This is a genomic window from Variovorax sp. GrIS 2.14 (genome assembly GCF_046115955.1).
Taxonomy (GTDB): domain Bacteria; phylum Pseudomonadota; class Gammaproteobacteria; order Burkholderiales; family Burkholderiaceae_C; genus Variovorax.
In genome coordinates this window covers 39,981-51,724 of sequence record NZ_JBJXIA010000001.1, presented here as the reverse complement: position 1 = coordinate 51,724, position 11,744 = coordinate 39,981, and the positions used below count along the sequence as shown (strand labels likewise).

Genomic DNA, 11,744 nt, shown 5'->3' with positions numbered 1-11,744 from the left:
TGAAAATCTGCGACCGCCGTTCAGGCGCGCGGACAGGGTCACAACCAACCGTTGTAGCCGCCCTACTTGAAATCGTGTTTGCACCGGAGTTCGTGTTCTTTTGCACGAGCATGCCGAGCCTATCAACGCGCTGACGCCCCGGCCAATGGGCGCAAGCCCGAGCATCGGCGCAGCACGGAAACGCAGTCTGCGTGGTCGGCTTTCAAGAACAATATTCAGGGAAATCACAATGAAACATTCGTTTCGCTTCGTGGCGCTGGCCGCTGCATTTGTCTCGCTGAACGCTTCGGCTCAATTTAGCAATGTCGTCGTCGACAATGGCGTCGCAGCAACGACGTATGGGCCCAACGGCTCGACAACCAGCACTACTTCGGGCGCGCCGCAAGTGCAAACCGCGGTGTTGGGGGCTGCGGGGCTCAGCGTCGTCACAACGACAGCGGCTTTTACAAGAGCAGATCATCTGCAGATCAATGGCGACGTGACGTCCATGTCGTTGGGCGCTTCTGGGGGCAGCGTCTCTTATACGAACAACGCGACCAACACGATCTCGCACTTTCAGGCTCTGCCTTCAGGCACCTTTGTCGGCGTGTCCGATGGCACGACGTTCATGGCGACGACCGGGCTGTTTTCTGATGGCACGACAGGACAAAACACGTTCCTCGGTCTGACCAATGCGGCAGGAATCGCGAACGTCGGTGGCATGACGAACGCCGGTGGCTTCAACAATGGTGGCAGCGGCATCACCAACGCCGGTGCCATCTCGGGCGTCACCTCGCTCATCGCAAGCGGGCTGGTGTCTGCGGGCAGCCTGAGCGTGAGCGGCGCGACAGCGACCAACGGCATCACCAACAACGGCAATCTCTCGACGACCACGCTCGGCACCACGGGGAACGCCACCATCGGCGGAAATTTGAGCGTGGCGGGCGTCACATCGACCAGCGGCATCAACAACAACAACAACGTCATCAGTGGCGTTGCAGCGGGTGTGGCGAGTACCGATGCAGCTAACGTAAGTCAGCTTAAGCAAATCTCTGATGCGCAGGCGACGGTCAACGTCAACCAAGCCACGACGAATGCCAGCCAGTCGACGTTCAATACGAATCAGGCCAACATCAATGCGGTCCAGGCGCAGACAAATGCGTTGCAGTCCGGCACCAATGCAAGGGTGCAGCAGCAACTCGTCGACAACCGAAAGGTCGCGAGTTCAGGGGTGGCATCTGCAGTGGCTGCAGCTTCGATTCCAGCACTCGAGCGTGACAAGAAGGTGGGCGTCGGCCTGGGTGTCGGCAACTACGACGGCAGCTCTGCATTTGCGCTCGGCGTCGCGGCGCGTGTCTCCGAATCTTTGCAACTGAAGTTCACGGTCGGTAGCGGCAATGGCGGCCGTGTGTCGGCCGGCGCGGGCGGCATGTTCTCCTGGTAAGAATCCGAAGCGGCGTGCAGTCGTTTCAAGCCCGGAAGGCAATTGCCTTGCCGGGCTTTTTTGCGTTCGCCGCGCCGCATCAGTGGTCGGCCACGACCCGCAGCACATCCGCCCCATACGCTTCCAGCTTCTTCGCCCCGATGCCGCTGAGCCCCTGCAGGTCTTCCAGGGTCGCAGGTGCGCACTCGGCGATGGCGGCGAGCGTGGCGTCGTGAAAGATCACGTAGGCCGGCAGGTTGTGTTCGCGCGCCACTTCGGCGCGCCAGGCCTTCAACGCGGTGAAACGCGATTGCCCCGCTTCGTCGAGCTTGGCTGCGGCTGGCGAGGGCGCGCCGCGCGGCGTCTTTTCGCGCCGCGATTTGCCTGAAGCACCACTGCCGCCGCCACTGCGCCCCACCGGCGACGACACCGACTCCCGCAACATCACCGTCGCCTCGCCCTTCAACACGGCACGCGATCCATCGGTCAGCTGCAGGGTGTTGAAAGCCTGCGAGTCGACGGCCAGTGCGCCGGTCGCGATCAGTTGCCGCAGCACGCCGCGCAACTGCACTTCACTGAAATCACTGCCGATGCCAAAGGTGCTGACCGACGCGTGGCCGAACTGCGTCACCTTGTCGGTGGCCTTGCCGCGCAGGATGTCCATGATGTGGCCGGCACCGAAGCTGATGCCGCTCATCTGCTGTACGCGGTAGATGGTGCTGAGCAGCTTGCGCGCGGCGTCCGTGCCGTCCCACACCTGCGGCGGCGTCAGGCAGTTGTCGCAGTTGCCGCAGGGCGTGCTCTGCTCGCCGAAGTAGCCGAGCAGGCGCACACGGCGGCAGTCGCTGGCTTCGGCCAGCGACAGCAGCGCATCCAGCTTGCCGCGCATCACCTGCTTGAACTCTTCGCCGGCCGGGCTCTCGTCGATCATGCGGCGCTGGTTCACCACGTCTTGCAGGCCGTAGGTCATCCAGGCATCGGCGGGCGAACCGTCGCGACCGGCGCGTCCGGTTTCCTGGTAGTAGCCCTCGATGTTCTTGGGCATGTCGAGGTGCGCGACGAAGCGCACGTCGGGCTTGTCGATGCCCATGCCGAAGGCAATGGTCGCAGTCATGACGACGCCTTCTTCGCGCAGAAATCGGTCCTGATGTTTTTGCCTGATCGAAGCGTCGAGGCCTGCGTGGTACGGCAGCGCGTTGATGCCCGCGGCCTGCAAGGCGACCGCCACGTCTTCGACGCGCTTGCGTGACTGGCAATACACCACGCCGGCATCGCCTTCGTGTTCGCGCTCGATAAAGCGCAGCAACTGCGTGGTCGCTTCTTTCTTCTCGACGATGGTGTAGCGGATGTTCGGCCGGTCGAAGCTGGAGACGAACTGGCGCGCTTCTTCGAGTTGCAGCCGCTCGACGATGTCGGCCCGGGTCAGGTCGTCGGCCGTGGCGGTGAGGGCAATGCGCGGCACGCCGGCATAGCGCTCGTGCAACACGGTGAGTGAGCGGTACTCGGGCCGGAAATCGTGACCCCACTGGCTCACGCAATGCGCCTCGTCGATGGCGAAGAGCGACAGCTTGCCGCGCTGATGCAACGAGTCGAGCTGCTGCAAAAAGCGCGGCGTGTTGACGCGCTCGGGTGCGGCGTAGAGCAACGTGATCTCGCCGCTCAGCATGCGACGCTCGACGTCTTGCGTCTGCTCCCAGTCGAGCGTCGAATTCAGAAAGGCCGCGTTGACGCCGGCCTCGTGCAACGCACCGACCTGGTCGTGCATCAGCGCGATGAGTGGCGACACCACGATCGACACGCCGTGGCCCGCGCGCTGCCGTGCGATCGCCGGGATCTGGTAGCAGAGCGACTTGCCGCCGCCAGTGGGCATCAGCACCAGCGCGTCGCCGCCATGCACGACGTGGTCGACGATCTCGGCCTGCGCCCCCCGAAAGTGCTCGTAGCCAAAGATTTCGTGGAGGATCTGCGCTGGGTCGGCGGAAAGAGTGTCGGAGGGCAGTGCGGACAAAACGGGCAAGCTGAAGTGACGCGCACCCTGCGGCGCGCAAGCCGCCATTGTCGCCGTTCGGTCGCGGCGCGGCGCCTCAGTGCCCGAACTGTTCCGCCCAGGCAAGCGCCTGCAGATGCGTGTCGATCATGTGGCTGGACGCGATGCGGTTGCGCACAGAAAGAATTTCCAGAAGCGCTTCGTCGGTGTGCTCGCAGGCCTTGGCGATGGCGAGGTATTGCGCGAACGGTCCGTCGCCCGACAGGATCGCATCGGTGACGGCCTTCGGCAGATTCACCAGCGCTAGCGCGTCCTCGAGCGGCATACCGAGCAACACATCGAGCATCGAGAACATGCCGGTGACGAAGGCCAGGTCGGCGTCGGCCGTGGGCATCGTTTCGAGCGCCAGCAGCTCCATCAGCCTTCCGCGAACGATGGCCCGCGTGCCCGCAGCCGGCGCCACGCTGCCCGGCGGCGTGTTGGTGATGAGCAGCGCCGTCCAGCGAAACAGTTTCTTCAGGCCGACCGTCAGCACTGCGTGCCGGAACGAGGTGATCTCGATGTTGGAGCCGAAGCCGACCGAGTTGATGTGCCGCAAGAGCTTGTACGCCAGCGTCGGCTCGTGCTTGAGAAGCTCTTCGATTTCCGTGGAGTCGGCTTCGCGCATCACCATGTTCAACAGCTTGATCAGGCCGGCGTACGACAGCTGGATCGACTTGTCGGTTCTGACGGGTGGCTGCGCGTACCAGTGGCCTTCGAACATCTGCACGCCGGCGTCGGCCAGCGTTTCGTATTCAGCCGAAGTGCGTACCTGGGCGGCCATCGGCACCGCCCTGGTGCTGGAGCGGATGCCGCGTGCCAGCGCCGCGGCACGGTCCAGCTTCATGACACCCATTTCGAGAATGATGTAGGAGGCCAGGGAGACGAATCCCGCGTACTCCTTCTTCAACAGGCGGGCATCGAACGCCAGCTTGAAGCCCTTGGCCCGGGCCTCCTTGAGCACGGCTTCGTCGAGCCCGCCGCCGCCTTCAGGGCCGCCGGGGTCGCTGTCGGCACCGTCGCGTATTTCGAGCACCACGGTTTTCGGGTCGAGCTTGTCGAGCTGGCCATTCATGAGGTCGCGGCAGGTGCAACGGATGAAGGTCGGCTTGGCGAGGCGCGTCGCACTCTCGGCCGATCTGGCGGTGCCCGCATCGTCGAAACACGCGCCGGCCGTTTTGGGCGCTGCCACGGAGGGGACGAGTTGATAGCCACTGACCACGCGCTTCTCGTCCACGAGCATGCGCCGCGCCCGGGGCGGTGCGGGCACAGGGACGAAGTCGTCTTGCTGCATCAGCGGCATCGGCTGGCTGTTTGCAGCGGCGCGAGGCGCGCTGGCAGTGGTGGTGAACATCGCAATCTCCTCTTTCTCAGGTCCGGAGGCTCATCCGGAGGTTCGTATTTGTTATCGGCGTGCCGATGGCGAACTTGAGCAGCGTGTGGATCGTCGCGTTGGCATACGCCTTGCAAACGGAGTCCGGCATTCGCCTTAGAACGACCTGTATAGACAGCAATCTGGTGCATCGGTCACGGCTACTGCACCAATAGCGCCAAGGCGCTGGCACTTTCCGTGCACGTTGTCTCGGGGTTATCTTGTATATACAGGCTGGACGCAGGCGGATGACACTGTTCCCATCTTGTTCGACGCTTCACCCATCCACAGGAGAGCCGCATGGCCATCACAGTTGCTACCGTTCCCAGCCTCAAAAAATTCGCCCGCTCGCTGATGGCGGCCGGTGTTTGCGTCGCAGCCGGAACGGCGTCGATCGGCGCCAGTGCGCAGACCAGCATCGCGCTCGGCATGTCGGGCTGGACCGGCTTCGCGCCACTGTCGCTGGCCGACAAGGCCGGCATCTTCAAGAAGAACGGTCTGGACGTCGAATTGAAGATGATTCCGCAAAAAGATCGCCACCTGGCGCTGGCGTCCGGCGCGATCCAGTGCGCGGCCACGACGGTCGAAACACACGTGTCGTGGAATGCGAACGGCGTGCCGATCACCCAGATCTTCCAGATGGACAAGTCCTATGGCGCCGACGGCCTGGCCGTGCGCAACGACGTCAAGACCTTCGCCGATCTCAAGGGCAAGGCCATCGGCGTCGATGCGCCGGGCACCGCGCCTTACTTCGGCCTGGCCTGGATGCTCAACAAGAACGGCATGACCCTGAAAGACGTCAAGGTCGTGACGCTTGCGCCGCAGGCTTCGGCGCAAGCTTTCGTCGCCGGCCAGAACGATGCCGCGATGACGTACGAGCCGTACCTGTCGACCGTGCGTGCCAACCCCGCCGCCGGCAAGATCCTGGCGACCACGCTCGACTACCCGATGGTGATGGACACGGTCGGCTGCGCGCCGACCTGGCTCAAAACCAACGCCAAGGCGGCGCAGGCGCTGACCGACTCGTACTTCGAAGCGCTCGAAATGATCAAGGCGGACCCGGCCAAGGCCAACGAGATCATGGGCTCGGCGGTCAAGCAAGACGGCGCAGCCTTCGCCAAGTCGTCCGCCTACCTGCGCTGGCAAGACAAGGCCGCCAACCAGAAGTTCTTTGCGGGTGAGCTCACGCAGTTCATGAAAGAGTCGGTGCCGATCCTGCTCGAAGCCGGCGTGATTCGCAAAGCGCCGGACGACTTGGCCGTGACCTTCGACGCAAGCTACATCAAGTGATGCGCATGGCGCCGCTGGAGCCGGTGGACGCGCGTGCGCGATGGGTGCTCGGCGTCGGCTTCTTCGTGCTCTTCGTTTGCGTGTGGAGCTTTTTCACGCTGGGCGGCTTCGTCTCGCCGACCTTTCTGGCGAGCCCGTCGACGATGGTCAAGGAGGCGTACCTGCTCTTCGTGGAGTACGGCTTCATCCGCGACATCGGCATGACGGTGTGGCGCGTGTTCGGCGGCTTCGTGCTGGCCGCGATCGTCGCGGTGCCGCTCGGCATCGCGATGGGTGCGTACAAGCCGGTCGAAGCTCTCCTCGAGCCCTTCGTATCGTTCTGCCGCTACCTGCCGGCCTCCGCTTTCATTCCGTTGCTGATTCTTTGGGCCGGCATCGGCGAAGCGCAGAAGCTGCTGGTCATCTTCATCGGCTCGGTGTTCCAGATCATCCTCATGGTCGCGGTCATCGTCGGCGGTGCGCGGCGCGACCTGGTCGAGGCGGCCTACACGCTCGGCGCCGACAGCAACGGCATCGTCAAGCGGGTGCTCATTCCGGGCGCGGCGCCGGGCATCGCGGAGACGCTGCGGCTGGTGCTGGGCTGGGCCTGGACCTACGTGATCGTGGCCGAACTCATCGGCTCGTCGTCGGGCATCGGCCACATGATCACCGACAGCCAGGCGCTGCTCAACACCGGGCAAATCATCTTCGGGATCATCGTCATCGGAATCATCGGGCTGGTGTCGGACTTCGCGTTCAAGGCCCTCAATCGCCGCCTCTTCGCGTGGAGTGCCATCTGATGAGCCAGCTTTCCATCCAGGCGGTCACTCGCGTTTTCGAAGGCACCAAAGGCCAGCGCACGCAGGCGCTGCAACCGATCGATTTCGAGGTCAAGGAGAACGACTTCGTGACCATCCTCGGCCCCTCGGGCTGCGGCAAGTCGACACTGTTGCGCATCGTCGCGGGACTCGGTCGTCCGAGCAGTGGCCAGGTGCTGCTCAACGGTCAGAAAGTCATCGGCCCCGGCGCCGATCGCGGCATGGTGTTCCAGAGCTACACGCTCTTTCCGTGGCTCGATGTGGAGCAGAACATCCGCTTCGGCCTGCGCGAGCGCGGCATGCCCGAGGCACAGCAGAAAGAACGCGCCGCTTATTTCATTGCCAAGGTCGGCCTGCGCAGCTTCGAGAAGCATTTCCCCAAGCAGCTTTCAGGCGGCATGCAGCAACGCACAGCCATCGCGCGTGCGCTCGCCAACGACCCCAAGATCCTGCTCATGGACGAGCCCTTCGGCGCGCTGGACAACCAGACGCGCGTGCTGATGCAGGAGCTGTTGCTCGGCATCTGGGAGGCCGAGCGCAAGACGGTGCTCTTCGTCACGCACGACATCGACGAGGCCATCTTCATGGCGAATCGCGTGGCCGTGTTCAGCGCGCGACCCGGCCGCATCAAAGCCGAGCTGGCCGTCGATTTGCCTCACCCGCGCCACTACACCGTCAAGACCACGCCCGAGTTCATGGCCCTGAAGGCGCGGCTGACCGAAGAGATCCGCGCCGAGTCCATGGCCTCTGTCGAGCACTCACGAGCACTGACACCATGAAGCGCGACCTGCCGTCCCTCGCCCTCTACGAGCAGGTCAAGGAGCACATCGTCCGCAAGATCCAGGACGGCTCGTGGCCCGCGGGGCATCGGCTGCCCTCGGAGCACGAGCTGGTTGTGCAGTTCGGCATCTCGCGCATGACGGCCAACCGCGCGCTGCGCGAGCTGGTGACACAGGGACGCGTGGTGCGCGTGGCAGGCGTCGGCAGTTTCGTGGCCGAGAACAAGCCGCAATCGACATTGCTGCAGATCGCCAACATCGCCAGCGAAATCCGCGCGCGCGGCCACGACTATGGCTATCAGCTCATTGCCGCAGAGCGCATCGCGTCGCCCGCCGATGTGTCGGCCTGGCTCGACCTGCGCTTGGGCGAGTCGGTGTTTCACAGCGTCTGCCTGCACCTCGAAAACGGCGTGCCCGTGCAGCTCGAAGACCGCTACGTCAACCCGCGTGTGGTGCCCGACTACCTCGACCTGGACCTTTCCAACCTGCAGCCCAGCGAGTACCTCGTGCGCAACGTGCCGTTCGACCAGATCGAGCATCTGGTCGACGCGGTGCTGCCCACCGCCGAGCAGGCGGTGCGGCTCGCGATGCCCGCCGCCGAGCCTTGTTTGTTGCTCACGCGTCGCACCTGGACGCGTACGGTGCCGGTCACGCTGGTGCGCTGCCTGCACCCGGCGTCGCGCTATCGGTTGGGCAGTCGTTTCAGTGCCGACGGCAACCCGCGTTCCGGATGAATCACATGCCGAATTCCATGCCAATAGAACCCACTCTCCTGTTGCCAGGCCACGTCGATCTCGCACTGCTGCGCCGCATCCACGCCGGCCGCGACATCACGCTGGCGCTCGACCCATCGACCGCACACGGGATGGCGGCCGCGCAGGCGGCGGTGCAGCGCATCGTCGATAACGACGAAGTGGTCTACGGTATCAATACCGGCTTCGGCAAGCTGGCCAGCACGCGCATCGGCAACGACCATCTGGCCGAGTTGCAACGCAACCTGGTGCTGTCGCACAGCGTGGGCACCGGCGAGCCGCTGGCGCCGGCGGTGGTGCGGCTGGTGCTGGCGACCAAGGCGGTCAGCCTGGCGCGCGGCCACTCGGGCGTGCGGCCGGCGCTGGTCGAGGCGCTGCTCGCGCTCTTCAATGCCGGCGTCATGCCGCACATCCCGGCCAAGGGTTCCGTCGGCGCATCGGGCGACCTGGCGCCGCTCGCGCACATGGCTTGCGTGCTCATCGGCGAAGGCAAGGCAACGATGCCTGACGGCAGTATCGTCAGCGGCGCCGAAGCGATGAAGCGCATCGGCCTCGATTCCTTCGTGCTCGGCCCGAAAGAAGGGCTGGCGCTGCTGAATGGCACGCAGGTCTCGACTGCGCTCGCGCTGGCCGGCCTGTTCGGCGCCGAGAGCGTTTTCGCGTCTGCGCTGATGGCCGGTGCGTTGTCGCTCGAAGCCATTCAAGGCTCGATCAAACCCTTCGATGCGCGAATCCATGCAGCGCGCGGACAACCGGGACAAATCGCCGTGGCAGCAGCGGTGCGTACGCTCCTCGATGGAAGCGAGATCGTGCCGTCGCATGCCGATTGCGGCCGGGTGCAAGACCCGTACTCGGTGCGCTGCATTCCGCAAGTGATGGGCGCCTGCCTCGATAACCTGACGCATGCGGCGCGCGTGCTGGTCATCGAAGCCAACGCGGCATCGGACAACCCGCTGGTGTTCGTGGACACCGGAGAAGTCATCTCGGGCGGCAACTTTCACGCAGAACCCGTCGCGTTCGCTGCGGACATCATCGCGCTCGCTATTGCCGAGATCGGCGCCATTGCCGAGCGCCGCATCGCGCTGCTGCTCGACACCGGCCTGTCGGGCCTGCCTCCGTTCCTCGTGCGCGATGGCGGGCTCAACTCCGGCTTCATGATCGCGCAGGTCACGGCCGCGGCGCTCGCGTCGGAGAACAAATCGCTCGCGCATCCAGCCAGCGTCGACAGCTTGCCGACCTCGGCCAATCAGGAAGACCATGTGTCGATGGCCACCTTCGCGGCGCGCCGGCTGGGCGACATGGTGACCCACACGGCGGTCGTCGTCGGCATCGAGGCGATGTGTGCTGCGCAGGGCATCGAGTTGAAGCGACCCGACAGCGGGCTCAAGAGTTCGCCGCTGGTCGAAGCCGAGTTCGCAAAGATTCGTACCCAGGTCGCCTTTCTCGAACGCGATCGTTACCTCGCGGCCGACATCGAAGCCATGCGCCTGTGGGCGCTCGCGGCCGACTTGCCGCCCGCCTTGACCGACATCCTCCCCAGTCACCGAAAGGAGCCGACACCATGAATGCGCCCGACAAATTCATCGCCACTGAATCAGTTTCGCCCGACGCCAAAGCCGATCCGCGTCACGACCCAACCCGCGTGATCCGCGCCCCGCGCGGCAGCACGCTCACCTGCAAGAGCTGGTTGACCGAAGCGCCGTTTCGCATGCTGCAGAACAACCTCGACGCCGAGGTCGCCGAGCGACCGCAAGACCTCGTGGTGTACGGCGGCATCGGTCGCGCCGCCCGCAACTGGGCCTGCTACGACCAAATCCTCGAGTCGCTCAAGGTGCTGGAAGACGACGAGTCGCTGTTGATCCAGTCGGGCAAGCCGGTCGGCGTCTTCAAGACGCACGAGAACGCGCCGCGCGTGTTGATCGCCAACTCCAACCTCGTGCCCAAGTGGGCGACGTGGGAAAAATTCAACGAGCTCGACCGTGCCGGCCTCTTCATGTACGGCCAGATGACGGCCGGCAGCTGGATCTACATCGGTGCGCAAGGCATCGTGCAAGGTACTTTCGAGACCTTCGTCGAAGCCGGCCGCCAGCACTATGACAACGACCTCGCCGGCAGGTGGATCCTGACCGCCGGCCTCGGTGGCATGGGCGGCGCGCAGACACTCGCGGGCGTGCTGGCCGGTGCCTGCGTGCTGGCCATCGAATGCCAGCAGTCGAGCATCGACTTCCGGTTGCGCACGCGTTATGTCGACAAGCAGGCCAAGGACATCGACGACGCACTGGCACTCATCGCGCACCACACGTCGAAGAAGGAAGCGATCTCGATCGCGCTGCTCGGCAACGCCGCCGAGATCGTGCCGGAATTGGTCAGGCGCGCGAAGGCCGGCACCGCCATCAAGCCCGACCTGGTGACCGACCAAACATCGGCGCACGACCTGATTCACGGATATCTTCCCGCAGGCTGGAGCGTGCCGCAGTGGCAGGCCGCCATGAAGGACGACGCGCAACACGCAGCACTCACCGCCGCCGCCGCCGCATCGTGCACGGTGCACGTGCAGGCCATGCTCGACTTCCAGTCGATGGGCGTGCCGACGGTCGACTACGGCAACAACATCCGCCAGGTCGCTTTCGATCAGGGCCTGAAGAACGCGTTCGACTTTCCGGGCTTCGTGCCGGCGTACATCCGGCCGCTGTTTTGCGAAGGCAAAGGCCCGTTTCGCTGGGTCGCCTTGTCGGGTGACCCGGAAGACATCTACAAGACCGACGCCAAGATCAAGGAACTGTTCCCCGACAACAAGCACACGCACCGCTGGCTCGACATGGCGCGCGAGCGCATCGCGTTCCAGGGCTTGCCGGCGCGCATCTGCTGGCTCGGCCTCGGCGAGCGCCACATCGCCGGACTCGCGTTCAATGAGATGGTGAAGTCGGGCGAGCTGAAGGCGCCGATCGTCATTGGCCGCGACCATCTCGACACCGGCTCGGTCGCCAGCCCGAACCGCGAAACCGAAAGCATGAAAGACGGCACCGATGCAGTCAGCGACTGGCCGCTGCTCAACGCCCTGCTCAACACCGCGGGTGGCGCAACCTGGGTAAGCATCCATCACGGCGGTGGGGTCGGCATGGGCTACTCGCAGCATGCCGGCATGGTCATCGTGTGCGACGGCACCGACTCAGCCGCAAAACGCATTGGCAACGTGCTGTGGAACGACCCGGCCAGCGGCGTGATGCGTCATGCGGATGCGGGCTACGACATCGCGATCGCCACGGCGAAAAAGCATGCGTTGAAGCTGCCGATGATCGAGTAGTTTCCTTTTCTTTTCGTCATCT

General features: G+C 64.4%; 9 protein-coding genes. 7 read left to right on the top strand and 2 right to left on the bottom strand.

All coding sequences use genetic code 11. The features are described from left to right. Positions 1-229: 229 nt before the first annotated feature. The gene (locus RCH10_RS00220; RefSeq protein ID WP_409050797.1) at positions 230-1,423 is read left to right on the top strand and encodes a YadA-like family protein; all 1,194 of its coding nucleotides are present in this window, start codon (positions 230-232) and stop codon (positions 1,421-1,423) included. A gap of 79 nt (positions 1,424-1,502) precedes the next feature. On the opposite strand, the gene recQ is transcribed toward RCH10_RS00220, so the two are convergent. Beyond that, entirely contained in the window at positions 1,503-3,410 is a 1,908-nt protein-coding gene (gene recQ / locus RCH10_RS00215; protein WP_409050796.1) for a DNA helicase RecQ, read from the bottom strand. 76 nt (positions 3,411-3,486) lie between these two features. Continuing rightward, positions 3,487-4,782: an EAL and HDOD domain-containing protein gene (locus RCH10_RS00210; RefSeq protein WP_409050795.1), complete on the bottom strand. Its 1,296-nt coding sequence runs from the start codon at positions 4,780-4,782 to the stop codon at positions 3,487-3,489. 318 nt (positions 4,783-5,100) lie between these two features. On the opposite strand from RCH10_RS00210, the gene RCH10_RS00205 reads away from it, so the two are divergent. Genes RCH10_RS00205 through hutU form a run of 6 tightly spaced genes read left to right on the top strand, consistent with a single transcriptional unit; the run spans position 5,101 to position 11,722 of the window. Continuing rightward, positions 5,101-6,090, top strand: coding sequence for an ABC transporter substrate-binding protein (locus RCH10_RS00205; RefSeq protein ID WP_409050794.1), 990 nt, complete (start codon positions 5,101-5,103; stop codon positions 6,088-6,090). Continuing rightward, a complete protein-coding gene (locus RCH10_RS00200) occupies positions 6,090-6,869 on the top strand; it encodes an ABC transporter permease (RefSeq protein WP_409050793.1) in 780 nt (259 codons plus the stop codon). The genes RCH10_RS00205 and RCH10_RS00200 overlap by 1 nt, the downstream gene beginning before the upstream one ends. Next, positions 6,869-7,666 (top strand): ABC transporter ATP-binding protein, encoded by a 798-nt coding sequence (locus tag RCH10_RS00195; protein ID WP_409050792.1) that lies wholly within the window; start codon positions 6,869-6,871, stop codon positions 7,664-7,666. Before RCH10_RS00200 ends, RCH10_RS00195 begins: the two co-directional genes overlap by 1 nt. After that, the gene (gene hutC / locus RCH10_RS00190) at positions 7,663-8,400 is read left to right on the top strand and encodes a histidine utilization repressor (RefSeq protein ID WP_323499785.1); all 738 of its coding nucleotides are present in this window, start codon (positions 7,663-7,665) and stop codon (positions 8,398-8,400) included. Before RCH10_RS00195 ends, hutC begins: the two co-directional genes overlap by 4 nt. Before the next feature lie 17 nt (positions 8,401-8,417). Further along, entirely contained in the window at positions 8,418-9,983 is a 1,566-nt protein-coding gene (gene hutH / locus RCH10_RS00185) for a histidine ammonia-lyase (protein WP_409050791.1), read from the top strand. Further along, on the top strand, positions 9,980-11,722 hold the full coding sequence (gene hutU, locus RCH10_RS00180; protein ID WP_409050790.1) for a urocanate hydratase: 1,743 nt from the start codon (positions 9,980-9,982) through the stop codon (positions 11,720-11,722). The genes hutH and hutU overlap by 4 nt, the downstream gene beginning before the upstream one ends. Positions 11,723-11,744: the final 22 nt, after the last annotated feature.